The sequence below is a fragment of the Pseudodesulfovibrio tunisiensis genome (assembly GCF_022809775.1).
GTDB lineage: Bacteria > Desulfobacterota > Desulfovibrionia > Desulfovibrionales > Desulfovibrionaceae > Pseudodesulfovibrio > Pseudodesulfovibrio tunisiensis.
On record NZ_CP094380.1, the window covers coordinates 17,939 to 42,712 of the forward strand.

Annotated in this window: 27 protein-coding genes; 22 read left to right on the plus strand and 5 right to left on the minus strand. The window is 59.9% G+C overall.

Translation table 11 applies throughout. From position 1 onward, the window contains the following. Position 1: 1 nt before the first annotated feature. From MPN23_RS00115 to MPN23_RS00210, 20 genes are all read left to right on the plus strand, one after another. Positions 2-1,594, plus strand: a complete 1,593-nt coding sequence (locus MPN23_RS00115) for a GspE/PulE family protein (protein ID WP_243545449.1) — start codon at positions 2-4, stop codon at positions 1,592-1,594. After that, on the plus strand, positions 1,594-2,655 hold the full coding sequence (locus MPN23_RS00120) for a type II secretion system F family protein (protein ID WP_243545450.1): 1,062 nt from the start codon (positions 1,594-1,596) through the stop codon (positions 2,653-2,655). The genes MPN23_RS00115 and MPN23_RS00120 overlap by 1 nt, the downstream gene beginning before the upstream one ends. A 10-nt stretch (positions 2,656-2,665) precedes the next feature. Then, positions 2,666-3,190 (plus strand): type 4 pilus major pilin, encoded by a 525-nt coding sequence (locus tag MPN23_RS00125; protein WP_243545451.1) that lies wholly within the window; start codon positions 2,666-2,668, stop codon positions 3,188-3,190. A gap of 8 nt (positions 3,191-3,198) precedes the next feature. Further along, the gene (locus MPN23_RS00130) at positions 3,199-4,152 is read left to right on the plus strand and encodes an ATPase, T2SS/T4P/T4SS family (protein WP_243545452.1); all 954 of its coding nucleotides are present in this window, start codon (positions 3,199-3,201) and stop codon (positions 4,150-4,152) included. Further along, on the plus strand, positions 4,149-4,547 hold the full coding sequence (gene pilM, locus MPN23_RS00135) for a type IV pilus biogenesis protein PilM (protein ID WP_243545453.1): 399 nt from the start codon (positions 4,149-4,151) through the stop codon (positions 4,545-4,547). The genes MPN23_RS00130 and pilM overlap by 4 nt, the downstream gene beginning before the upstream one ends. Further along, a complete protein-coding gene (gene pilV, locus MPN23_RS00140) occupies positions 4,544-5,674 on the plus strand; it encodes a shufflon system plasmid conjugative transfer pilus tip adhesin PilV (RefSeq protein WP_243545454.1) in 1,131 nt (376 codons plus the stop codon). The genes pilM and pilV overlap by 4 nt, the downstream gene beginning before the upstream one ends. 12 nt (positions 5,675-5,686) lie before the next feature. Continuing rightward, positions 5,687-6,016, plus strand: coding sequence for a hypothetical protein (locus MPN23_RS00145; RefSeq protein WP_243545455.1), 330 nt, complete (start codon positions 5,687-5,689; stop codon positions 6,014-6,016). Positions 6,017-6,110: 94 nt separating this feature from the next. Next, complete coding sequence (locus MPN23_RS00150; protein WP_243545456.1) at positions 6,111-7,274, plus strand: TrbI/VirB10 family protein; 1,164 nt, start codon at positions 6,111-6,113, stop codon at positions 7,272-7,274. Between the two features lie 2 nt (positions 7,275-7,276). Further along, the gene (locus MPN23_RS00155) at positions 7,277-7,717 is read left to right on the plus strand and encodes a single-stranded DNA-binding protein (RefSeq protein WP_243545457.1); all 441 of its coding nucleotides are present in this window, start codon (positions 7,277-7,279) and stop codon (positions 7,715-7,717) included. Continuing rightward, positions 7,707-9,608, plus strand: coding sequence for a type IV secretory system conjugative DNA transfer family protein (locus tag MPN23_RS00160; protein ID WP_243545458.1), 1,902 nt, complete (start codon positions 7,707-7,709; stop codon positions 9,606-9,608). The genes MPN23_RS00155 and MPN23_RS00160 overlap by 11 nt, the downstream gene beginning before the upstream one ends. Beyond that, a complete protein-coding gene (locus tag MPN23_RS00165; protein WP_243545459.1) occupies positions 9,586-9,924 on the plus strand; it encodes a hypothetical protein in 339 nt (112 codons plus the stop codon). Before MPN23_RS00160 ends, MPN23_RS00165 begins: the two co-directional genes overlap by 23 nt. Beyond that, on the plus strand, positions 9,921-11,492 hold the full coding sequence (locus tag MPN23_RS00170; protein ID WP_243545460.1) for a hypothetical protein: 1,572 nt from the start codon (positions 9,921-9,923) through the stop codon (positions 11,490-11,492). Before MPN23_RS00165 ends, MPN23_RS00170 begins: the two co-directional genes overlap by 4 nt. Then, the gene (traF, locus tag MPN23_RS00175; protein WP_243545461.1) at positions 11,492-12,007 is read left to right on the plus strand and encodes a conjugative transfer signal peptidase TraF; all 516 of its coding nucleotides are present in this window, start codon (positions 11,492-11,494) and stop codon (positions 12,005-12,007) included. Before MPN23_RS00170 ends, traF begins: the two co-directional genes overlap by 1 nt. Beyond that, entirely contained in the window at positions 12,000-12,227 is a 228-nt protein-coding gene (locus MPN23_RS00180) for a hypothetical protein (RefSeq protein ID WP_243545462.1), read from the plus strand. Before traF ends, MPN23_RS00180 begins: the two co-directional genes overlap by 8 nt. A 9-nt stretch (positions 12,228-12,236) precedes the next feature. Beyond that, complete coding sequence (locus MPN23_RS00185; RefSeq protein ID WP_243545463.1) at positions 12,237-14,312, plus strand: zincin-like metallopeptidase domain-containing protein; 2,076 nt, start codon at positions 12,237-12,239, stop codon at positions 14,310-14,312. A 38-nt stretch (positions 14,313-14,350) separates the two neighbouring features. Further along, positions 14,351-14,899: a hypothetical protein gene (locus MPN23_RS00190; protein ID WP_243545464.1), complete on the plus strand. Its 549-nt coding sequence runs from the start codon at positions 14,351-14,353 to the stop codon at positions 14,897-14,899. Positions 14,900-14,946: 47 nt separating this feature from the next. Then, positions 14,947-15,213 carry an XRE family transcriptional regulator gene (locus MPN23_RS00195; protein WP_243545465.1) on the plus strand — a complete coding sequence of 89 codons (267 nt, stop codon included), beginning with the start codon at positions 14,947-14,949 and terminating at the stop codon, positions 15,211-15,213. 123 nt (positions 15,214-15,336) lie between these two features. Then, positions 15,337-16,098, plus strand: a complete 762-nt coding sequence (locus tag MPN23_RS00200; protein ID WP_243545466.1) for a hypothetical protein — start codon at positions 15,337-15,339, stop codon at positions 16,096-16,098. A gap of 61 nt (positions 16,099-16,159) precedes the next feature. Next, entirely contained in the window at positions 16,160-16,387 is a 228-nt protein-coding gene (locus tag MPN23_RS00205) for a hypothetical protein (RefSeq protein WP_243545467.1), read from the plus strand. Further along, positions 16,362-16,922, plus strand: coding sequence for a hypothetical protein (locus MPN23_RS00210; RefSeq protein ID WP_243545468.1), 561 nt, complete (start codon positions 16,362-16,364; stop codon positions 16,920-16,922). The genes MPN23_RS00205 and MPN23_RS00210 overlap by 26 nt, the downstream gene beginning before the upstream one ends. Positions 16,923-16,927: 5 nt before the next feature. Here MPN23_RS00210 and traI read toward each other — a convergent pair whose 3' ends face one another. Next, the gene (gene traI / locus MPN23_RS00215) at positions 16,928-18,409 is read right to left on the minus strand and encodes a TraI/MobA(P) family conjugative relaxase (RefSeq protein ID WP_243545469.1); all 1,482 of its coding nucleotides are present in this window, start codon (positions 18,407-18,409) and stop codon (positions 16,928-16,930) included. Then, positions 18,406-18,723 (minus strand): plasmid mobilization protein, encoded by a 318-nt coding sequence (locus MPN23_RS00220; protein WP_243545470.1) that lies wholly within the window; start codon positions 18,721-18,723, stop codon positions 18,406-18,408. Before MPN23_RS00220 ends, traI begins: the two co-directional genes overlap by 4 nt. A 426-nt stretch (positions 18,724-19,149) precedes the next feature. On the opposite strand from MPN23_RS00220, the gene MPN23_RS00225 reads away from it, so the two are divergent. Next, positions 19,150-19,590: a LexA family protein gene (locus MPN23_RS00225; protein ID WP_243545471.1), complete on the plus strand. Its 441-nt coding sequence runs from the start codon at positions 19,150-19,152 to the stop codon at positions 19,588-19,590. Next, positions 19,590-20,879 carry a Y-family DNA polymerase gene (locus MPN23_RS00230; RefSeq protein WP_243545472.1) on the plus strand — a complete coding sequence of 430 codons (1,290 nt, stop codon included), beginning with the start codon at positions 19,590-19,592 and terminating at the stop codon, positions 20,877-20,879. Before MPN23_RS00225 ends, MPN23_RS00230 begins: the two co-directional genes overlap by 1 nt. A gap of 138 nt (positions 20,880-21,017) precedes the next feature. Here the strand turns inward: MPN23_RS00230 and MPN23_RS00235 are convergent, their stop codons facing one another. From MPN23_RS00235 to MPN23_RS00240, 3 genes are read right to left on the minus strand one after another with little or no spacing between them, the layout of a single operon-like run. Then, positions 21,018-22,889, minus strand: a complete 1,872-nt coding sequence (locus MPN23_RS00235) for a hypothetical protein (protein WP_243545473.1) — start codon at positions 22,887-22,889, stop codon at positions 21,018-21,020. Next, positions 22,886-23,386, minus strand: coding sequence for an ABC-three component system middle component 2 (locus MPN23_RS17130; protein WP_424450059.1), 501 nt, complete (start codon positions 23,384-23,386; stop codon positions 22,886-22,888). Before MPN23_RS17130 ends, MPN23_RS00235 begins: the two co-directional genes overlap by 4 nt. Continuing rightward, positions 23,373-24,473, minus strand: coding sequence for an ABC-three component system protein (locus MPN23_RS00240; RefSeq protein ID WP_243545474.1), 1,101 nt, complete (start codon positions 24,471-24,473; stop codon positions 23,373-23,375). The genes MPN23_RS17130 and MPN23_RS00240 overlap by 14 nt, the downstream gene beginning before the upstream one ends. Positions 24,474-24,774 lie beyond the last annotated feature (301 nt).

Here is a 24,774-nt window from a genome sequence, read left to right on the forward strand (position 1 = left end):
CATGACCTCGAACATTCCCGATACGTTGAAAGGCCGCGTGCTCGTGGACAACGGCACGATCTTCATTTCCTCGGAAGTCACCATGACCGCCGACATGCTCTCGTTTCTCTCCTATGCCGGACGCAAGGGACTGACCGAGCATCGGACCGTGCCTGCCGAGGAGTTCCAGAAGCTGCTGTCCCGCTCCGTGACCTCGCGCACGGAAAGCGAGGTGCAGGAACTGGCCGTGACCCTGATCCGCGACGCGTTCGAGTCGGGCGCGTCCGACATCCATATCGAGGATCACGGGCCGTTCGCGACCATCCAGTTCCGGCGGCTGACCATGCTTCAGCCCGTGCGGCAGCTCATGGGCGATCAGGGCCGCGCCCTGATCCGGTGCATCTACCAGACCATGAGCACGAGCGCGGACGCCCAGTTCAGCCCGAGCGAACGTCAGGACGGTCGCATCGTGAGCCGGGATTTCCTGCCTGCGGACGTGCATTCCGTGCGGCTGCACACCGAGCCGCTGGAATGCCCGCTGGCCGAGGGCGGCACCGGCACGTTTCTGGCCATGCGCCTGCTGTACGACAAGACCAATGCCACGGGCAGGCTGGGCGAGCGGCTGCATCAGCTCGGATATTCCGAGCGGCATGTGCGGCGGCTGGAATTCCTGTCCCAGCGGTCCGGGCTGGTCCTGTTTTCCGGTCCCACGGGCTCGGGCAAGAGTACGGCCCTGAAGCATGTCATGGAGTGCATGGCCCGGGAGAACCCGGAAAAGTCGTTCATGTCCATCGAGGATCCGCCGGAATATCCGCTGGAACGCGTGCGTCAGACCCGGGTGCGCACCAACGGGGACGAGGACGCGTCGCGCGGCCGCGAATACCGCAATGCCATTGCCGGGGCCATGCGTTCGGATCCGGATACCCTGATGGTGGGCGAAATCCGGTTTCCGGAAGCCGCGTTTGCCGCAGTGGACGCGGCCCAGACCGGGCATGGCGTATGGACCACGATTCACGCGAATTCCGCGTTCGGCATCATCCAGCGCATGGTGTCCCTGCTGCGCGAGGCGCACTGCCCGGATCCGCTGGGCTATCTCTGCGACTACACTGTGCTGGCCGGGCTGGTGCATCAACGTCTGGTCCCGACCCTGTGCCCGCACTGCAAGCTGTCCGTGCATCAGGTGGCCGCCATGCCCGAGGACGACGAACTGCGCCAGAGCGTGCTGCCCGAGCCCGTGCTGAACCGGCTGTTCCGCACGGTCGATCCGGGCCGCATGGGCAACGTGTACGTGCGCGGCCCGGGATGCGACGCGTGCGGCCACATGGGATTTTCCGGCCTGACCGTGGCGGCCGAGGTGGTGGCCACGGACCGCACCATGCTGGCGCATCTGCGCGCCGGCAACATGGAGGAGGCCATTCGGCACTGGCATCACGAGCAGAGCGGCCAGTCCTTCGTGGATCACGCCATCGCCCTGATCGAACAGGGCGTGGCCGATCCGCGCACCACGGAAATGCGTCTGGGCGTGCCCCTGAACTTTGCCAAGGCCATCGAGGACGACCTGCTCACCGGCGTGGAACTCGACCAGCTGGCCGGGGCCAGCACCCGGGGGCAGTGATGGACAGGAATCTGATTCTGGCCCGGGTGTTTCTGGGCGCGGGCGCACGCGAGCAGCTGTATGACCGGCTCGAAGCCATGATCGGCAACGGGCTGGGCCTCAAGACGAGTCTGGGCACTCTGGCCGAACGCATGGAGCGGCGGAGGAATCCGCTGGCTCCGGTGCTGCGCGAGGTGCTGGCCCGGCTGAATCAGGGCGATTCCCTTGATCAGGCTCTGGCCCGGTTCATCCCGGGCGAGGAGGTCATGCTGGTCAGGAGCGGTCTGGACGCGGGCGAGCTGCCTTCGGCTCTGGATCGGTGCGCCGGCCTGCTGCGTGCACGGCGCGCCATTGTCTCGGGCGTGGTTTCCGCCGTGGCATATCCCGGGCTGCTGCTCGGCCTGCTGCTGGCGATCCTGCTGGTGGTGAGCCGCTACGTGGTCCCCCAGCTCGCATTGCTCAGCAATCCCGAGGCATGGACCGGCGGAGCAGGCAACCTCTACCGCGTATCCCGGTTCGTGGATTCGCCTGCCGGCATTGCGGTTTTCGGCGTGCTGGTTCTGGGCTTTGCGGTTTCCCTGATCACGCTTCCCCATTTCACGGGCCCGGTCCGCCGGGTTCTGGACCGCGTTCCGCCGTGGTCGTTCCACCGGCTCATCGTGGGCTCCATGTGGCTGTTCACCGTGGCGGCCATGATGAATGCGGGCATTCAGCTGAGCACGGCTCTGGACGAGATGGCGGCTCGGCCCGGCACCCGGGCGTGGCTGCGGGAGCGGGTGCGCGCGATCAGCGCAGGCCTGCGTCTGGGCCGGGATTTCGGCACGGCCCTGTACGAGGCCGGCTACGGCTTTCCCGATCCCGAGCTGGTGGAAGACATCCTGATCTATGCCACGCTGCCCGACTTCGACCGGCGGCTGACCCGGATCGCCTCCCAGTGGCTCGAAGCCGGACAGCGCAAAATCGCGGCTCAGGCCCGCATCCTGAACACGGCGTGCTTTCTCGGCATTCTGGTCCTGCTCGTGAACGTGGGGCTGGCCGTGTCCTCTCTTCAACAACAGCTTGGCCAGTCCATGGCCTTCTAAGGAGTTTGTCATGAGGCATCTGCATTGTTCCGGTCGGTTCGAAGGCAAGAGCGGGTTCATTCTCGCGGAATCCATGTCCGGCATCATCTTCTATCTGGTCATGCTCGCGGCAGCCGGAATCCTGATCGCCTTCCTGTTCAGGAGCAGCAATCTGTCGTCGGCCGAGCAGTCCCTTTCCTCGCTCCGGCTGCAGGTCAAGCAGCTGTATGCGGGCTCTGGCGACTATTCGGGACTGGACACGGACCTTGCGGTGCGGGCGGGAGTGGTGCCCACCACCATGATCAGGTCGGACGGCACCGTGAAGAACGCCTGGAACGGCGCGGTCACGATTACCGCCGGGTCCGACACCAGCACGTTCGTGATCAGCTTTGCCGGTGTTCCCAAGGACGCGGCCGTGAAGCTGGCCACGTACCAGACCGGCTCGTGGGTGGACGTGTCCGTGAACAGCACGAGCGTGGGATCGTCCGGCAACATGGTTTCCGCTGTTTCGGCGCAGGTGGCGGACACCAATACCGTGGCGTTCACGTCGAACTAGGGGCGGGCATGACCATGCAGCGCTATTCGGATCTGGTTGTTTCCCCGGACGGACGTCCGTTTCTCAAGGCCGGACCGGGGCAGGGGCTTGCCGCGTGTCCCGGCGATCTGCGGGACGAAGCCCTTGCTGCCGGCCGGGCCGCGCTCGAGGCGTGGCAGGCGGATCCCAGAGCCGCGTTCCGGCTGGAGCTCGGCGGGGTCAGCTGGCGCGTTGCCTCGCTGGAAGGGCTTGGCGGCCGCACGTTCTTCCTGCGGCGCATGCCCGAAAGCGTGCCGGAATTCGCCTCGCTCGGTCTGCCGTCCGGACTGGCCTCATGGTTCTCGGCCCGGGAACGGCAGAAGGGACTGATCCTGATTTCCGGGGCGCAGGCCTCGGGCAAGAGCACCACGGCGGCCTCTCTGGTCGCGTCCAGACTGGCCGAGTTCGGCGGGCATGCCGTGACCTTTGAAAGCCCTGCGGAAATGCCGCTGGACGGCAGACATGGCCAGCACGGCTTCTGCTTCCAGTCCGAGCTTGAGGACGAAACCGGGCTGGCTCTGGCCATCGAGCAGGCGCACCGCTTTGCGTCGCCGGACATCATTCTTGTGGGCGAAATCCGCACCCGGCACGCAGCGGCCCAGACCCTGCGCGCGGCCCTTGGCTCGGACCGTCAGCTCGTGGTGGCCACGATCCACGGTCTGGACCTGATCGCGGCGCTGGACCGGCTGCTGACCCTTGCCCGGGAACTCGACGGCGAGGCAGCGGCCCACAATCTGTCCCAGAGCCTGCTGGCCGTGGTGCATCAGCGGCTCACCCCGACCCCGGACAACGGGCCGCGCCTGAGCGTTCCCCAGTTCCTGCTGCTGGAGTTCTCGAACCGGAGCAAGGCCATGCGCGCCAAGCTGCGGTCCGGTGACCTGCGGTCTCTGGAAGACGACATGCGCGAACAACTCAACAGACTCACATTCGGAGGCAGGGCATGAAGACCATGACCGTTCTGACCTTGTGCCTCGGCGTCATGGCCATGTTTGCGGCCGTGCAGCCCCAGGCGGAGACCGACCGGGAACAGGCCCGGGCCGTGGCCGTGAATTACGCGGTCTACCGCAACGCGGTGTTCAGCCATGTGCTGACCCATCCCGGCGCTGCCGGTTCCGTGTCGTCCGGCGTTCTGGAACTGCCGGACGGCTGGCTGCCGATGCGCGCGTGGAAGAATCGGATGCACGGCGGCAACTGCTACGTGTACGGCCCGGCCTCGGGCGCGGAAATCGCGGAAGTGCGTTCCCTGCTGCGCGGCAGCGTGGCGGTGCTGGACGACCACGATGCCCGGCCTGCGTTCATTCCGTCCGGGTGCGTGGTCAGCGTTGTCGAGGTGCAATGATGCGAGCGGACTCTTCCAGATCGGGCGGCATCCTGTTCGAGGCCCTTGGCGCAGTGACCCTGCTGCTCATTCTGCTGCCGGGGCTGGCCCGGCTGTGGGACATGGGCATGGACGAGGTGCGGAAGCGGTCGGTCGCCACGCACCTGCAGGGCGTTTCCCGGGCGGCCGGAGAGTATGTGCGCGAGCACCGGGACACGCTTCAGGCCTCGGCCACGGCCTCCCGGGCCGCGCGTGTGACCATGGCCCAGCTTTCCCCGCATCTGCCGCACGGATTCCTGCCCCGCAACGCATGGGGCCAGACCTACGGCGTGTTCGTGCTGCAGCCCGCCCCGGGCAGGCTGGTTCCCGTGGTTCTGACCTATGGCGGCTCGCGCACCGGTCGCCGGTTTTCCAACGTGGTGGTTCCGTCCACTGCCGCACTGGCCGGCGGGCAGGGCGGCTACGTGCCGTCCGGCGATCTGCCGGGCCAGAGCACGGCAGAGCTGCGCGGTTCGTTCGGAGCGTGGTCCGTGCCCCTGTCCGGCACCAGCATTCCCAATCCCGGGCCCGGGCATCTCGGGGCCGTGGCCTCCATGGACGGTCAGGATCTGGATCAGGATTTCCTGTACCGCGTGGCCGTGCCCGGCAAGCCCGAACTCAATGAGATGTCCACGGAACTGGACATGACCGATCACGCGATTCGCGGCGTGTCCGAACTCCAGTTCGAGCCGCACGACCTCATGGAAATGGGCGGCGCAGGCTTCTGCGCGGATCCGAGTCGCGAGGGACGCGTGTTTCTGGACAGAAATCACGGCCTGTACGTGTGCCGGGACGGCAAGCCGCGCGTGGTGGCGGATACCGGCAATTCCGCGCTGCTGTCGGGTTCGACCATTGCCGTGGACGGCGAGCTCGTGCCCAAGCCGATCTGCCCGCCGGGCACGGATGCGGAACCCCGAATTTTCGTTGCCCCGTCCATCGTGGCTCAGGGCGCGGACGCCAGTTCCCTTGTCGCGGTTCAGGCATGGGCCACGGACGAAGGCGACGACTGGCGCGTGCATCTGCGCGTGCTGACCACGGACAAGGACGCGGGCTGGATACATCCCGGTCCGGACTTCGGCCGGGTCATGGTGTTTGCAACCTGCAACTAGAGGAGACGTATCATGAAAGTGTCCTGGTTTCTGATTCTGGCCGGTCTGATGCTGGTCCTGTCCCTGCCGTGCATGGCTGACGATTCCACGGCGTTCAAGCCTGGAAACGTGGTGAAGGCCAAGATTGGGGGACAGGAAGTGGAAGTCGCTGGTGGGTTTTGCGAAAACACCGGCGTATGGGGTGATCCAAAGGTGCTGGTTTCGCGATCCTATCGGGATGGCGGAAGCGGCGGCTACTATACCGCGTATTCCTGCGCCCCCGGATACGTTCGGGTCATGATGGGCACCTCTTCTCCTATTCTGCAGAACAAAAACTTCGGATGCATAAAATGCACGAAGTAGGGGCGACCTGTCATGGCTGACAACAGTCCCCAGTCCCTGACGCGGCGGCCCCGGATCGACGTGGCCCGTTTCGGCAGGACTCCCCCTGTATCTGGTGCTGCTGGCCGTCGGGCTGGTCGTGGGCGTGATGATCCATTCCGTGCATGTGTCCACGGACAGGGACAAGCGTGACCGCGCCCGGGCCGAACAGGCTGCCCCGGCTCCGGATCCCAGACCTCTGGCCGTGGAAGATGCCCCGGCCAGGGGCCTGGCCCGGCCCGAACCCGAGCCCGAGGCTCCGAAACCGGCCGAGACCGGGGAAAAGCCGCCTCTGGTCAACGTGATCCATACGCCCAAACCGACGCCCGAATACACGGCCCGGCAGCGCGAGCTGGACGCCCTGCGCAAGAAGCGGGTGCGCGCATTGGAAAAGGCGCTGGCCGCTCCGCTGCGGGTGAACGTGCCTGCCAGCGTTCGTCGTCCGCATTCGCAGGCAGCTTCGGCCGTGCGGGCCGGAAGTGCCGGGCAGAGCGTGCGCGACAGGCATCCCGTGCCGGACATGAACGGCATGGCCATGCCTGCAACGCAGGGACCGGACGAGCGCGTGGAAAAGGAGGAATTCCTGAGCTCCCGCGCCCGACCCGATTCCCAGTGGACGCTGGCGCACCGCCGCGCTCCGGGCAATGCCATGGAACTCAAGACCGGAACCGTGATTCCCGCGCTCATGCTCACGGGCATCAATTCGGATCTTCCGGGCAGCCTGATCGCTCAGGTGTCGGGGCATGTGTTCGACACGGCCTCGGGCGAGCATCTGCTGATCCCGCAGGGTGCGCGGCTGTACGGTCTCTATGATTCGCGCGTTGCCATGGGCCAGACCCGGCTGCTCGTGGCGTGGAACCGGATTCTGTTCCCGGACGGCTCGTCCATCTCGCTGGGTGCCATGCCCGGTGCGGACATGGCCGGGCTGGCCGGATTCCGGGGCGAAGTGGACAACCACTATCTGAAGATATTCGGGTCCGCCGCCATAATGAGCCTGATTTCCGGGGGCATGGCCTACGGCATGGACAACCTCGACCACTCCTCGGACGAGGACGATTCCCCGAGCCTGCAGGACGAGATGGGATCGGCACTGGCCAGCCAGCTCGGTCAGGCCTCCCTCGGCCTGCTGCAGCGCAACATGCAGATCAAGCCCGAACTGAACATCGAACCCGGATACCGCTTCAACATGGTGGTCACCAAGGACATCGTGTTCGACCAACCCTACAGACCATGGAGGTAATCATGTCCCTGAATCTGCAACTTCTCGTCGGCTACACCGGCAACGGCGTCGAGCTTCGCACCACGCGCAGCGGCAGGACCATGGCCGTGTTCAGTCTGGCCACCAACGATGGCCATGTGGACAAGGCCACCGGCGAATGGCGGGAAAGCGTGACGTGGCATCGCGTGATCGTGTTCCGGGAACGACTGGCCAGGTCTCTGGCCGAACGGCTGGCCAAGGGCACCTGCGTGCTGGTGCGCGGCAAGCTGAGCATCTCGGAATACACGGACAGTCAGGGCGTGGAGCGCATCGGCGTGGACACCGTGGCCGAGGCCGTGACCGTGCTCAGGCACAGGGACGCTCCGGCCGAACCTGCTCCGGAGGCGGCAAAGCCGTTCCGGCACGACGCGACCATCACGCAGGAAACCCGGGAACGGCTCATGGGGGCGGATCATGCCGAGTAGCTACGGTCTGGGCAGAAGGCAGGGCAAGAGAAGTCTTCGCTGGCTTCTGCCGTTCCTGCTGGCCGGGATATCCGGTCTGGTGTCTCTGGGCTACGCCACCCAGCGCGTGGCCGGGCTGCTGGATTATCAGGCATGGCTCGGCGATCCGGTCTGGGGCCGGTTCTACTGGCCCTGGTCCATCGTGGGCTGGTGGGAGAATCTCAACACCCTGTCCGAGGTGCTGGATCCGATCACGAACATGGCGCAGGCGCTCTTCGTGCTGCCCCAGCTCGTGTTCTACGGCATCTGGCATCTGTTCCTGCGTCAGCCCAAAGGCGAGGAGGACGTGCACGGCACGGCTGGCTGGGCCACGGAAGAGGACATCCGGAACGCCGGGCTGCTCTCGGGCGAGGGCGTGTACGTGGGCGGCTGGCAGCAGGGCCGCGACCTGACCTATCTGCGCCACAACGGGCCGGAACATGTGCTGGTCTTTGCCCCGACGCGTTCGGGCAAGGGAGTGGGTCTTGTCCTGCCCACGCTCCTGAGCTGGCCGGACAGCGCGTTCATTCTGGACATCAAGGGCGAGAACTGGGCGCTGACCTCGGGCTGGCGCAAGAGTCAGGGCCATGTGGTGCTGCGCTTCGATCCCACGGCCCGGCATGGCGCGGCCCGGTTCAATCCGCTGGCCGAAATTCGGCTGGAAGGGCATTCCGCGATTCCGGACGCCCAGAACGTGGCGTCCATGCTCGTGGATCCCGAGGGAAAGGGGCTCAAGGACTACTGGAACAAGGCCGCGTTTTCCTTCCTGTCCGGAGCCGTGCTGCACTGCCTGATCCTGATTCGCGGCGAGCAGGACCGCGAGGCCACCCTGAACGACCTGTCCGTGATGCTGGCCGATCCGGACAAGGAACTGAACGAAGTCATCAACGAGATGCTTGAGGTGGATCATGCCGAAGTGCTCGGCCGGATATTCCCGGCAGGCGAGGAGGACGAGGGCGCCTGGAACAAGGTGCACGAGTTCATCGGTTCGGCTGCGCGGGAGATGAAGAACAAGGCTCCCAACGAGTTCTCCGGCGTGGCTTCCACGGCCGTGGCCAACCTCGCGCTCTACCGTGATCCGGTCGTGGCATGGAACACCTCGGCCTGCGATTTCCGCATCATCGACCTCATGAACCATGACGCGCCCGTGTCCCTGTATCTGGTGATCCGGCCATCCGACATCGACCGCCTGCGGCCGCTCATCCGGCTCATGGCCAACCTCATCTTCCGTCGGCTCACCGAGTCCATGGAGTTCGAGAACGGCCGGGCAAAGGCCGGATACAATCACAGGCTGCTGCTCATGATGGACGAGTTCACGTCGCTGGGCCGTCTGGAAATCTTCGAACGCAGTCTGGCCTTCATGGCCGGGTACGGGCTCAAGGCCTATCTTATCGTTCAGGATCTGAGCCAGCTGCGCGGCGCATACACGCGGGAGGAAAGCATCATGAGCAACTGCCACATCCGCGTGGCCTATGCGCCCAACAAGATGGAGACCGCCGAGGAACTGTCCAAGATGTCGGGCAAGACCACGGTGGTGCACAAGAAGACGTCCGTGTCCGGCAACCGCTCCGGCCGTCTGAACCGGGCCAACGTGAGCTTTACCGAAGTGGCCCGGCCTCTGCTCACTCCGGACGAATGCATGCGTCTGCCCGGCCCGCGAAAGAACGCGCAGGGCGACATCGTGAGTTCCGGCGACATGCTGATTTTCCCTGCCGGATTCCGGCCCGTGTACGGCCGCCAGATCCTCTACTTTCTGGACCGCGAGTTTGCCCGCCGCGCCCGCATGGACGCGCCGCCCGTGTCCGATTCCCTTGCCCCGGATCCCGGCTCCATGCCCGAGGAGGAAAGCTATGACGCGTTCCTATCTGAATGATCTGAAGCAGTGCGACCGCCGTCTTGTCATGGAGACCATCGAGCAGATGCTGCCCCTGCGCCGGCTGCCCGATGATCAGCCCTATGTGCCGTGTCCGGATCACAAGTGCCGGCAGTGGCGCATGTACTTCCAGACCGACAAGGTGGGCCGTCCGGACTGCCCGGTCTGCCACGGTCAGGGCTGGGTGCCGGAATCCCGCGTGGCGGCTCCGGCTCCATGCCCCGTGGTGCGGCGCGTTGCCAACGGCCATGATCCTGTGCGTCCTGCCGGCCGCGTCCTGTCCCTGTTCGCCCACGAGAAGGAGGTGGAGGAATGATGTCCCCATGCGTTCCAGCCGTTCCGGTTCAGGCTGATACCAGAGCTGACCGGTATCCGGATCCCGTTTCCATCGAGCATGTGCCGCCCATCATGCGGCAGGACATTTCCCGGTTCTACCATCGGCTGTCCCGGACAGGCCGCCGCGTGATCGGCGCGCTGCTCGAATCCCTGCCGAATCTGGACGCGCCCGCCGCACTGGTGGTGTCGGCCCTTGCCGGGCCTGCGAAATGCTCCCGGCTGAGCGTGCTGCGCCATCTGGCCCGGGGCGAGGCGGAGCAGCTCTTTTCCCGGTCCGTGAACCCGGCAGGCAGGCGGCACGGCATGATCGTGACCCCGCATCGCCATCGATGCGAAACCTTTCTGCACCTGTTCCGGACGGAATACGGCCTGCTGGCTGATACCAATGGTGATCACTATCAGGCCGCGCCTGATACCAATGGTGATCAGTATCCGCATCCGGTGCGGGAACGTGCCGTTTCAGCGGACCGCGCCACTGCCTCGGGCCGGTTTCTGGCCACCCTGTCCCCGGCTGCCCGGCGCGTGCTTGGCGTGCTGGTGCTTGAAGGGGAGGGACAGGATGAAATCTCCATGATTGTCAGCCGCATGGCGTACAAGGCCGGGTGCAGTGAAATCACGGCCCGCCGCACTCTGTCGCGCGGCTCGGAAACCGGACTCTTCAGCAAGCTGACCCATCCGCGCGGCCCGCGTCACGGCGTGCTGGTGCGCGTGCCTGCCGCGTCCTGGATGGCGATCCGTTCAGCGGCTGATACCAATGCTGATCGGTATCCATCCGGTCATGATACCAAACCTGATTGGTATCATGACCAGGTTGATACCGATCAGGATACCAATCATGACCGGTATCCGGATACCAATGGTGATCGTTATCCGCAGGACAGGGGAAACCGTTGCCGCCCAACGGTCACAGGGGAAAACAGCGGTCAGCGTGATACCAATGGTGATCGGTATCAGCCTGCCTCTCTTTTAGATAGACAGAAAGAAGATCTATCTGTCTGGGAAAGGCGGCTGCTCGGTCTGACCCGTGACGACTTTCAGGCCGTGTGGCCGAACCTGCTTTCCCATGGGTTCGGTCCGGACCAGATACGCCAGATCGTGAACGCCAGAAGCGAAGCCGGCGAGCCTCTGGAGGACATTCAGGGTTCGCTGCATTCCGCGGAATGGGAACTGGCCGGCAACAAATTCCCGAGCACGCGCAAGGGCGTGGCCAGCTACCTGTTCTCCACGCTCAAGCTCAACGGCACCTATCGCCGTCTGGATGCATATGTGTCGCCGGAAAAGCTCGCCCTGATGCGTGCCCGTGCCGATCTCGAAGCCAGTCGGCAGGCCCGGGAAATCCGCACCCGCCTCGAACGCGCGGAGCAGAAGCCCGAGGCGCAGGACGCGCCCGGCTATGCCGAATGGCTGGCCGCCCAGTCTCCCGAGGACCTTGAGCGCATCGACGGACAGGCCTGCGTGCTGCCGACCAGTGACACGGCCCGCAATCTCTGGCGCAGGAGCTACTGGCGCAAAAACGTGGCCTCTCCCGAAGCCGGGGAGGGCGAGTGATGCGCTTCGTGCTCAACCTGCTCATCCCGATCCTGACCCTGACCGTGATCGTGCTCAGCGCCTACGGTGCGGGCCTGCGTCTGAATCCCACGCAGTCCATGCCCGTGGGCGTGTACCGGCTGGAGCCGGGCCGTCTGCGGCATGGCGACTGCGTGAGCTTTTCCCTGACCGGTCCCTATCGCCGCATTGCCCGCGAACGCGGCTATCTCGGCACGTATCCCCGGCCCCTGCTCAAGCGCATCGCCGCCCTGCCCGGAGACCGGATTCTGGTCACGAACCACGGCGTGATCGTGAACGGCCGCATTGTCCCGGATTCCCGGCCTCGCCCGACCGATCGCATGGGCAGGCCGCTTCCCGTTTTTCCCGCGCCCCCGACCGTGCCGCAGGGCAAGGCCCTTGTGCTGTCCGACCATCCGGACGGATTCGACGGGCGCTATTTCGGTCTGGTGGACATGGCCCGCCTGAAGCGGGCCGTGCCTGTGTTCATCTTCAGCAAGGAGAATTGCGATGACTGAGGCAATCGACCTGAGCGGTACCGGCTACATGGACTATCTGGTCGCGGCAGCCCGGCAGATCGACCGCGATCTGTCCGAGGTTCCGAACGCCGCCATCGAGGTGGATCCGGACGTGGCCGAGTTCATGGGCGCGTTTCCCGAAGACGCGCTCACCGAGGAAGAGGCTCTGGAAGCGTCTCTGGACGAGTTTCCGGAAGACGACATGCAGCTCGAATTCTAGGAGGCGGTCATGACAAGGGAACGCAAACCGTTTCACGAGCAGTTCGCGGAACAGATCATCGATCAGCTCAGACAGGGCACGGCCCCGTGGATCAGGCCGTGGGAGCCGGGCGAGTATCATCCGCCGTTCAATCCCGTGTCCGGCACGGTGTATCGCGGCATCAACCACGTCATGCTCGGCAGCGAGGACTATGCCGATCCCCGTTTCCTGACGCTTCGGCAGGCCAATGCCAACGGCTGGAGGATCAGGAAGGGCTCCAAGTCCCGGCCCGTTGTCTACTGGCAGTTTTCCAGGGATGTGCCCGCGCAGGACGACAAGGGCAGCCCGGTTCTGGACGAGGACGGGAATCGGCAAATGCAGTCCGTCCGGTTGAACCGGCCCATGATTCGGTTTTCTCGGGTCTTTCATGCTGCGGACGTGGAGGGCATCCCGCCATGGGACGGCCGCGACATCAGCTGGAATCCCGATGAACGGGCCGAGGCCATCCTGAAGAATTCCGGCGCAAGGTTGACGCATGATCAGCGCAAGCGCGCCTTCTACCGGCCGAGTTCGGATGAAATCCACCTGCCGCCCAGGGGGGCGTTCAGGGATTCCGGCGACTACTATGCCACGGCCCTGCACGAGCTGGGGCACTGGACCGGGCATGAATCGCGTCTGGACCGCGAGTCCGGGCCGTTCGGGTCAGAGGTCTATGCACGCGAGGAACTGCGCGCCGAAATCGGATCATGGATGCTCGGCGGGGAACTGGGACTCGGGCATGACCCGAGCCAGCACGCCGCGTATGTGGGCAGCTGGATCAAGGCTCTGGAACAGGATCCCTTTGAAATCGTCCGCGCCTGCCGGGATGCGGAGAAAATCAAGGATTACTGCATGAATCTGGAAAAGGGCAAGGCCATGGAAAAGCCGGACAGGGCAAGGGAACCGGAACGCGCGGCAAGTCCGGCGCAGGAAAAGACGTATCTCGTGGTGCCGTACGAGGAGAAGGATGCCGCGAAAAAGGCCGGCGCACGCTGGGACCGCAAGGCGCGGCTCTGGTTTGCACCGACCGGGGTGGACATGGCCGGGCTTGCGCAATGGGTGCCTGAGAAACAACCTGCGCAGTCCCCGGCCATGCCGCCGGAACGGGAGTTCGGCGAGGCGCTCCGTGAAGCCGGACTCGATCTCCAGGGGGAATTGCCCGCAATGGACGGGCAGCTTCACCGTGTGCCGCTTCTGGAGGGAAAACCCGGCTCGCGTGACGGGGCCTACGTCGGCCACCTCGACGGACATCCTGCCGGGTTCTACCAGAACCACAGGACCGGGGACAAGGGCAACTGGAAAGCCTCGGGTCACAAGCTCTCTGCCGAGGAAAAGGCAAGGCTGCGCATCGAGGCGGAACAATCCCGGCAGGCTCGCAGGGAAGCGCTGGACAAGCAGCATGAGCAGGCCTCGAAAACCGCCTATGCCCGATGGGTGAATGCCCCGGGCTGGGCGCATCAGAGTCAGCCGTACCTCGCGCGGAAGGGCGTGTTCGGCTACGGCGTCAAGGTGGACGACAAGGGGGATCTGCTCATCCCCGGCCGCGACGTGGACGGGCATATCCACACCCTGCAGACCGTGAGCAGGGACGGAAAGTTCTTCGTTCGCGGTTCCCGCAAGACCGGCACATTCCACACCATCGATCCGGCAAAAATGGAGGACGAGCGCACGCCCATTCTCATTGCCGAGGGCTATGCCACGGCCGCCAGCGTGCACATGGCCACGGGCCTGCCCGTGCACGCGGCCTTCGATGCCGGAAATCTGGAGCATGTGGCCAAGGCGCTGCAGGCCAGATACCCGGGCCGCTCCATGGTCATTCTGGCGGACAACGACCACGGCCAGCCCGGCAACCCGGGCGTGACCAAGGCCGAGGCAGCCGCGCGCGCCGTGGGCGGTCTGGTGGCCGTGCCCGAGTTCACGGCCAGCGAAAAGCTGGAAAAGCGCACCGACTTCAACGACCTGCATGCCTCGCGCGGACTGAATGCCGTGCGCAAGCAGCTGGCTCCGGTTCTGGACATGGCAAGGGACGCCATGCGCGAAGCGCCTGACATGGCAATGAACATGTGATTCAACAGGCGTTGCGGAACGACAAACAGGAGAATTCCATGAGCATCGTACGAACCTACACCGGCCGGGATCTTGATCTGGCCAACCCGGATCCGGCGCAGATCGACATCCGGGACATAGCGCATCATCTGTCCAAGCTCGACCGCTACAATGGTGCCGGCCATTTCCCGTATTCGGTCGGCCAGCACAGCCTGCTCGTGGCACAGGCGCTGCCTCGGGAATACAGGCTTCAGGGCCTGCTGCACGACGCCACCGAAGCCTATCTCGGTGACGTGGTGTCGCCGCTCAAGAGCATGCTGCCGGACTACCGCCGCATCGAGGGCAACGTGATGAAGGCCATCTGCAAGCGTTTCGAAATCACCTTCCCGCGCCCGAAGATCATCAAGAAGGCGGATCAGGCCGTCATGGCAGCGGAAATGCTTCAGGTGGTCAAATGGCCCGACCTTGCCAAGCGTCCGGAGCTGCCCCCGCCGCCCAAGGACATGGCGATCAGGCCCATGCCGTGGCAGGAGGTCAGGGATCGATTCCTGGAGCGTTTTCAGGAACTGAAGCAGGAACAGACTCAGGCCCTGGGACTCGGCCTGTAACATGACGGGGAGGGGAGACCCTCCCCGTTTCTTCACGGAGTGCAATCATGGATCACGAAAACATACTGTCGAACAGGGTGGCCACGGAGCCGGAAGGACACGAACAGGTGCTTTGCCAGTCCTGCGGTGAGGAAATGATCTTTGCCATGCAGGACAACCATCATCAGTTTTCCGTAGGCTTGCGCACAGTTCTATATTGTCTTAAAGCAGCTGAAGCCGAAGGCAATGTCCCGTCCCTTCCGGACGAGTGGTGGATTCAGGTCAAAGGTCGGCACGGCCTGAAGGAACTGTGGAAGTACGACAAACGAGAGTAGCTGATGAACGCCTGCAAGCTGTCTGCTGAAGATATGGCGTGGAGGCCCTTGAACAGGAACGACTTCGAGGCCTCCACGAGGAAAAATGATCCGTACTATCAGTCAAACAGGAAGGGTGAAGACGTGCAATACGCTATTTGTCCGGATTGCAACAATCCCATTCAGATAATTGGGCTGTACAGGAAGTTGAAGCATTCGCCGAAGCCCTATGCCAAGCATTATCCGCATGATGTGGCAGGGCTGGCCGACCATGATCAGGAAGCGTTCGACTGCTGCTCGCTGGCGCATCCGCAAGGCAATCTTTCAAGGGAATCAAGACGGCAGCCAAACGATGCCCGCGAAAATCGAATTCTGACCATTCTGTGCGACTACTTCGACCAGATTGCCTATCTGTTCATGAAACAGACCGGGATCAGCATGTCCAGGGCCTTGGCCAGGAGCATGCTGGACACCTATCTGGGAGGTGAAGGCTATCGATACACCGGAGCCAGTCCGGTCAATGTCCCCTGGATATTCTGGTACATGTCCCACGGTCAGGATCTGTACGGAAAGATCATCCCCGACGAGGATCTGCGCGCGGCAATCTGCGAAGCCTGCCCCAGCGTGCATTTCACTGCGGACAATCAGTTGCAGTCGAAATCCTTCGTCGAGCCTCGTTTCTGGATCACCAAACACCGCCAGTCCCGTGACGCAAACAACAGCCTGAAGGAAAGCATGGAACTGGTGATCTCGGAAGGGAAAAGGGAAATCTTCAGGAAGAAGATAGACTTTGATTACGAATGGTTTGCCAACCTGATGAACCAGCCTGACGAAAAGCGCCCCAACAGGAGATTCTGCGAGATTGCGAGGGAGATGGTTCGGGACCGAATGGGGAACTGCCGTTGAACGTGTGTTGTGCGATTTTGCAAATACATGTAGCCTGAAAGCTCACTCAGTGGAGGAAAAGATGGCTATTTTGACTAGGGAAGAAAAGTTCCAGATTCTTCGGGCTGCTCGGCTTGCCGAAGAGAGAGGCGACAAGGATGAAGCGGATCGTCTGCGGCGTAAACTGCCGCTGCCGCTGCACCTTGCCCAGTTCATGAAGGATGAATTCGGTCCCGAATACTTGATTCAAGGCGATTGGAATTTATCAGAAATCGAGGCAAGCCATGGAAAGGATTGGATTGCTCGATAGATATATCGCAAAGATAGCTTCAGATTGGGAAGCCTTTGACCAGAAGGAAAACACGCCCGAAGCCAAGGAATATCAAGCTGGCCTCCAGTCTACGCTGAAAGTTCTGAAGGATCTCGGAGCAGTCCGGGATCCACGGCTCATTCTGCTTGCGGAAAAGGTCACTCTGCAACAGGAGTTGGCGACATATGCCAATGCTCCCGAGATGATCAACAGCATCAAGCCAGCCCTGCAGCAGATCGCGGAGGCCTCGGCAACCCTGCAGCTGGTACGTGACCACAATGCGTATACTCAGGCTGCTGTCACCTATTCTTCGAAGCGCAAGCAGGCTGGGCTGCCACTGGATGCCTTCCGTGAGTTCGCCAAGTCCCATACGGCCAGATTGACCAATCGTCTCAAGGCGTCCTCGGCGGTTTCGGAGAAAAATATTCTGAGGCAACGCAAGGAGAACTTGAAAGTCGCCAATCAGATGTACATGCTGCTACAGCGTGAAGCTCTTGGGCTTGCTCCTGAAGCTGAACAGGAATTGACGCGGTAGCAATCCTACCGTCCCAATCCTCGGGTCTTGTTCCTATCGGTCTCCCGCCTCACCACATTCCCTTCCATCTCGAAATTCTTGCCAAACTTCCGCCAGGCCAGTTGTTCGGCAACGGCTGCGGCTTGTTCGTTGGCGCGGCTGAAGAACAGCTCCTTGCCCATGTCCTTGATCATGCCGCCGTTGGTGAGGGTGTAGAGCACGTTGCCCTGGTTATCCACGCGGAACTTGCAGCCCTGAAGATGCTGAACCGGAGTGGTGACATCCCTCTCCCGAACTTCCACGTTCTTTGAACGCAGGATGGCCATGGCTACCTTGTCGCCGGTCTCGGCCTTGTGCTTCAGAAAGCCGATCCAGTTGTGGTAGGGCGTTTCGTCGCGGAGCTGCTTGCGCTGCTTGTCCTTTCGAACGCGCAGGGCTTCCTCCTGCTTCAGGCTTTGGACCTTGGCTTGAGAGATGAGCGCCTTCTTGTCCTTCCAGACAAGATCGGGCCTGTTGCGGATCTCACGCTGTTTTCGCTTCCATTCCGTTCGGATGTCGGCCAGGTCCGAGTTCTCCTGATGGCGGAAAGCCTCGTACTGCTGTTTTTTCTCGTCAATGCTGGTCCGATATTCCTGATACAGCTGACCTCGCTCCGGAGCACGGTGCAAGGGCTTGGAGTCGTAACGGCTGCGGGCAGGAACATCCTCCAGCCCCCGCGCCTCACGGAATGTTCCGAATCGCTTTTCAAGACGGGCCTTGGAAAACTCGCGGCCCAAGGCGCTGGCCTTGACTTGTTGCTTGCCGAATCGGTTCCTGATCACGCATCCGTTGCCACGAAGGGCAATCTCCATCCCCTGATCCGCCAGAATTTCGTGAAGCTCCTGCCATGCTCTGGCCAGTTTGAGCTTGTGGGCCAGTTTGTCCCGGCGTTCCTGAACATAGCCGTCAAAGGACTGCTGCCCGGAATGCGCCTCATAGGTTCTGGCCTTGTCGTTGTCATGACGAGGCGGACCGTCCGGATCCCGGCCATTGTCGATGATGAGGCCGAATTGCTTTTCCAGCTGCCGGCACACCTGATCGCGTTTGTAATAGTCGCGGAACGGCTCGTGTCGGGTGAGGCGTTCCGGATGAATCATGTTGTAGGCAACATGCATGTGAATGTTGGCCGTGTTTTTATGCACGCCGCAATGCCGCTGATGCTCCTCGAAGCCAAGGGCCTTGGCAAATTCCTTTTCGATTTCCCTGAAACGCTCCGGAGTCAGTTTGGCCTCGTCCTCGGGGCGAAACGAGATGATGAGGTGATAGGTCTTTTCCTTGGTCGTGCGCAGGTTCAGATCCTGCGTGTCCTCCACCTCCTGAATGGCCAGTGCAAAGTCGTCGCCGGCCCAGCAGCCTGCCGTCCACGCCATGAGGCATTTCTCGCCCTTGTGACTGGCATCGGCGATGTATCTGGCCAGACGACCGTAATCGTCGTTTTCCGGCTTGCACTGAATCTTGCGGCTGATCATATGCGTGCGACCACTCGCTTGATTTCCCGTTGCCGATCCTCGATGCGCCAAAGCAGCTCGCGGACATCGAATTCATGCTCATCCTCGTTGGTGAGCCACATCTTGAGCAGTCCGCCAAGTCGGCCAAGGTCAGCATTGACCGTGAGCAGATCCCGTCGGGCCTGCCGGTCCTCCCGGCTCCGGATCTGGTAGCCGAGGCACACGCGCTTGGCGAAGGTGGACACGGACAGGCCGCACAGCCCGGCCTTGTCGATGATGCGCTGATGCTCCTCGTCCGAGACGTAAACCTTCATGGCCGTCTTTCTGCTTGGCATGAATGCTCCTTGCTTTTCAGCCCGCCTCAAGCGGGCTTTCCTGCGTTGAGCCGAAGGCGAATAAGCCACCCCAGCCCCCAAGGCTGTGGCAGGACGTAAGGTAGTCTCCACGAAGTGGGCCTACCTTACCTGTCCTGCCTTCGGGCTCCACAGGAGTGTACGCGATTTTGCAAGAATTCCGCAATCATTTTGGGATATTCCGTTAAATCCTGCTGATTCCTGTTCGGTATCGTTACGGCTCGTTGAATCCTGTAAAATCTTGCAGAATCTCGCTAAATCCTGCGTCGGATTTTCACGACTCCGCTGACTCCCGGACGGCCCCCTGAATTGTCGGATTTGGTCTTCTGTGATATTTTTTCTTCTCAACGGATCGAGCTTGAAAGGAGTGGGGCGGATGCCCCTTTTTTCATGATGAAAAACGAGAAAATGGAATACGGACGAGTGGAAGTGCTTGGCCGGGCTGTCGGCGATGAGGCCGAAACGCAGCGCGTTCCCCTGTACCTTTCCCGAGTTTCAGCGGGATTTCCGTCCCCTGCGGATGACTATGTGGAAAGCGCATTGGATTTGAACGAGTATTTGATCAGCAATCCGGCAGCGACATTCATGGTCCGGGTAAGCGGCGATTCCATGACCGGGGCGGGCATTCAGGACGGAGATGTGCTGGTTGTGGATCGTTCGCAGGATGCGCGGCCGGGCAAGATCGTGGTTGCGGTTCTGGATGGCGAGCTCACGGTGAAGCGTCTCCGGAAGCGCAATGGCAAATATGTCCTTGTCCCGGAAAATCCCGCGTACAGCCCGATTGAGGTGGAGATGGAGCAGGAGCTGTTTGTCTGGGGCGTGGTCACGGGCGTTGTACGGAGGTTTTGATGCGGCCCGGGAGTTCCCCATTCTACGCAATGGTGGATTGCAACAATTTCTATGTTTCGTGCGAACGCGTCTTTGAACCGTCCCTTGAAGGGCGGCCCGTTGTCGTGCTGTCCAACAATGACGGATGCGTGATTGCCAGATCGAACGAGGCCAAGGCGCTCGGGATCGGCATGGGCGAGCCAGCATTCAAGCGCAAGGATTTTTTTGCCGCGCACGGCGTGCGGGTCTTTTCGTCCAACTATGCGCTGTACGGGGACATGTCCTCGCGCGTGCAGCAGACCCTTGCCCAATTCTCGCCGGACATCGAGCCATATTCCATTGATGAATGCTTTCTGCGCATGACGGAAACCGATCCGGACAAGCTGTTGGCCATTGCGCGAAGAATTCGGCGGACGGTGCGGCAGTGGACCGGAATTCCGGTCTGTGTCGGATTGGCGCGGACCAAGACCTTGGCCAAGGTTGCCAATCGGCTGGCCAAGAAGCGGGGCAGCTCCGGGGGCGCATGGTTGCTGGACGATCCTCGCCAGATCGACCATGAGCTGGGCCTGCTCGAAGTTGGCGATGTGTGGGGAATCGGTCGGCGCAATGCCCGCAAGCTGAACGCCCTGGGCGTGAAGACCGCCCGGGATCTGACGCTTCGAACCCGGGATTGGGTGCGGGAAAAACTGACCGTGTGCGGCTTGCGAACCATGATGGAGCTGCAGGGAATCCCGTGCATCGAATTCGAGGACGAGCCGCCGACAGCGAAAAGCATCACCTGTTCCCGCTCTTTCGGCACGCGGATCACACGTCTGGAAAGCCTTGAGGAAGCCCTGTGCGCCTATGTGCAACGCGCTGCGGCCAAGCTGCGTGCGCGGCATCTTCAGGCCGGAGCCGTTCAGGTCTTTCTGCTGACCAACCGATTCATGGATGATCCGCAGTTCACCGGCAGCGGCAGTCTCGCCCTGGACACCCCCTCGGCATACACGCCCGACCTTCAGGACAAGGCCCTGACCATTCTGCGCAGAATCTACCGCAAGGGCTACAAGTACCAGAAGGTCGGCGTCCTGCTGCTGGATCTCGTTCCGGAAGGGCAACGCCAACTCACCTTTGCCGATGCCGAAACCAGCGAAGAGCGGGGCAGACAACGTGCACTCATGCGAACGCTGGACACCATCACCTCACGCTTCGGCCGAGATTCACTCCACTTCGCCGGGCAAGGCCTCGGCTCCAAGGAATGGCATATGCGGCAGGAGAATCTGTCGCGGAGGTTCTCCACCTGCTGGGAGGAGTTGTTGGTGGTGGGGTGAGGATATTGTTTTTGTGGGTATTACGAAACACGGTTGCTGGAGACGCTTGGCAATACGTCGAGCGCCTCAATGCTTATTCACCACAGAAAATTCTACTTATGATTGGTACTAAGTTGGGGAGGTTTACACCACCATCGGCTACACAGACTGACTAGCTACGGGGAAGAAGCCGTACCGCCCCTCGTGAGGATTCTTGGTGAACTTAATCAAATTCATTTGAGCCTTATCAATGGTGGATGGTGGTTTCACGTTTTCAATCAAAATAATCTGCTGCCCCTCTGCCCTAGACGCTAAATCCATGTAGAATTGATCTTTGAGGTCTGATCCAGACAAATCATCCTCATCCCCTTCCGGCTCTTTGTAAGCAACAAGAGGAGAATCAAGCACGACAAAGCCGGGATGAGGCAAGCCCTTTGTCTCACAATAATCCAGCAGGCCGCAGGAAAATGAAGCATGAGTGACAGCACGCAAGCCCTTCCCTCGGCTTCCTCTGGGCTTGCCAGCAACAACGAAGTCACGAGCCTTCTCATCAAAATACACACGCCCAGTTTCGGGGAAGTGCCAATCTTTCAGGTAGCGTTCTAAAATGAGAGAGATGTCTTCCAAGACAGTCTTCGGAATAGCTTCACCAACGACCTCTGGTTCCTGTGCCTCAATTTTTGCCTCTTCATATTCTTCAATCTGCTTTTTCATATTCTTAATTTTGTCTGCCAGCTTTTGTGCCGAATGAATCTCAGACAGCTTATCCACGAGGTCAGAATAGCTAGCCCTGCCCTCTTTGAGTTTAGGAGCAACCTTCTCCTCTATTTCTACCTGAACACTCTCCAAACTTGAGTTCGTTGATTTGAGTGATTCCTGTAAGGACCGGGCCTCCACCTTCAATTCCAAGACGGTATCTTTTAGCTCGACAGCGAGTGTGTTGATTTTTGAAATCTCAATGCCTGCTGCTTTAACAACCGTATCAACATCATGGGAACATGAGCTGCAATGAGGTTGTTTTTCAGGAGCAGTTCCACAAAGAGGACAGGCAACTTGTTTTTGGTACACAAAAAGTGACCCCGATTCTTTTATTGCCTCTAGCCTTTCCAGGTCGCTCATGTAATGGGCTTCAAGAAGTTGGAACCGCTCTTGAAGCTTATTTATTTCATCGAGACGCTCTTTCTGTTCCTGCTGTCTGTCCCACAGCCCTTTACGTCTGTTGCTGAGTTCCGTGTACTGCTGCTGACTAAGGTTCACAGCATCCTTATGACGCTCAATAGTCAACGAAAGCTTGTCTAACTGCTCGTCCAATTCATCAGGATTTTCAAACTCGTAATGCTGTAGTTCAATTTCATACTCTTCAAGGAGTTGTTCAATAACCTCGATCTTAGCAGTTGTCTTCACTGCCATTTGTTCTTTCTGGGCCACAGACACAACGGCGCTGTCGTCTACACCTGTTAATAAAAGTTTAAATGTTGCATAATCGGATGTTTTGGAGATGACCTGACCACTCTCAATTGGAGAACCTTCCTTTGTTATCGCTTCCTCTTGAACAATAGCGAGCTTCGCAAGGTCTCTAAAACTCAATGATCTTGTATCCCCACTCTTATTCTTTATGAGCCTCTTTTCATCAAGGCCGATCAATCCCAAAATGAAACGGGAAACATTCTCTTTCTTTTTTGGATTATGCTTTGACGCTAAACTAAACAGCTTCTTGTCGTCATCCGGTGATGAAAGCAGTCCGTTATAACAGTTAAAGGGTCCACCTTGGACACTTCTTTCAAGAGTGTACTCGTTTCCCTCACAATCTTGGAGACCAAGCAATACCCTATCATAGGGGACTCTTTCAGGAATATCCTTCAAGTCAATTCCAGCCCCAAGCATGAAATCTATAGACGAGACAAGGAAGGACTTACCTGTATCGGACGCCCCATGAATAACATTCAACCCAGTCTCAAAACTAACGCTGGCAGGAGGCATGGTTGGTGACAGATAGGTCAAGTGCCGTAAGGAGATGCCTTTGTAGTTCATGTCTCTAACCCACTGCTTTGGTCTATTGAATGGAACTCTGAAGTCCAACGATCAAACGACATTTTCATCAAGGCAGACATCTCAGACTGAGAGTAAAACATGAAAGTCTCCGCGACCCACTCAGCGCGACCGACCAGTTTTAAAATATACGGGGAGGACAAACTACGGATAAACGGCTCTGAGGAATCAGTAGCCATGTACTCTATTCCATTTTCCCCTAGAACCCTGTCTATTAACCCCCGGCTCAGCATTAGCTGTAAGCCGCTTTCAATTAGTCCCCGCCTAACCAACAACTCACCAGACCGAAGTGGCACGGGAGGATGTAGACTCTCAGGCCCACCGATGTCGGCAGAATGAACAATCAAGTATTCAAATTGAAGAATTCGGTGCAAATCAATCGAGTTCGGATAGGTTGCATTTAGAACAACCAAAGAGCGCATCCCTGCCTCAAACGGGCTGTTGAACACTACCGGACGAGTCGTTTTAGTCATCACCATTCTCTACCCACAGTAGTTTGTCTTCATTCGCTAACTGGTGGCACACACCCTGCCTGTCATTCACAAGCACTCTGCCACACAAGGCGTTCCCCGTAAGGGCAATGTCCACTGCTTTCGAGACTGTTTTTTTCACCCGTTCAAAGCCGTGTTCATGGTCAGATTCACAAACATCAACTACACCCTGATAAATCTCATCTTGCAACGACTCATAGGTTCCGGCAGGCACATTATCTCTCGCAAAATTTCTCAGAGACTCTGCATGGTAAAACTGTTCACGTGAACGATTGAAATGCCGCTTGATGCTAGGCCACTTATCAAGCTGAGTGACCTCTGTTATTGGCACTTTTTTGGCGTCGGAGTAGGCTTCCATTAGCTGTTGGATATATCGGCTCTCATCCTTCGCAAAGCTTGAAGGTGGAGGTGCCACGGCTGGTCGAACAGGCAGACCTCCACCAAAACGGGTAGCATGAAATGGAGTTTGCGCATGGCCCTCTACCAGTTCAGCCAGCGTCAAGCTGTCAAAGATGCTGTAGTCAAACTCTTCAAGATATGTCTTGAAAGCACCAACTAAAGGGATTGACTTGGTGGAGGTTATCTTGTCCTTGCAGTGCTTGTCCCATGCCTCAATGAGACCTTCCCTAATCTTATCAGGGGCATTCAAAATTTTGGTGAGGGTTGTCCCGACTCCCTGAGGAGCAACAAAATAATAAGCGACAGGTGGGGTGTACTCACCCATAAACGAGTAGTATACAATCTTCCCTATCTCTACCCAACTCTTACTAGGCACAAGCGGACCATCGTAGTGCTTGCACTGAAAGTTAACCCACGGCCCTTTCACTCTGTCCTTTGTCTTGAAACCAACGACATCACACCCCATGTCACCAGCCCCGCCATACCGCTGGACTTTGTCGAATTGTCCTTTAAGCGAGTATGTCCATTCTTCCGTGAACTCTTCCCATTCATCAGGGGAGAATAGCTTCACTTTTTGTGTCGCTGGTACAGGAATTCCGCTTTGAACCTCAGGTGATGAAAACTTACCGGGCTTTGCTTTGGCTTTGATGTCTTTGAAGCTGTCGTCATCAAGCATACTGAGCAACCTACTGTTCGTTAGTCACTTTTTTACCCTTAAGCCGCATAGCACATACTTGTTTATATTAGTTTTGTCAGTAGCAGTATAGACGACAAATACGTCCGATTTGCTTTAACGCGGGTCTTCAATCTGCATGGCCGATTCTAGAAAAACATATACATTTGCTTGTGCTTTTTGTCATCATTAAAGACTCATATCTTATGTTTTTTTTTTCCATTTTTTACTACAAAGATTTTGGCAGTGATCCTGTTACCCCCCTCCCAGTTTTAGCGGCCCTGAAAAGTAGAGCCTACGCAGA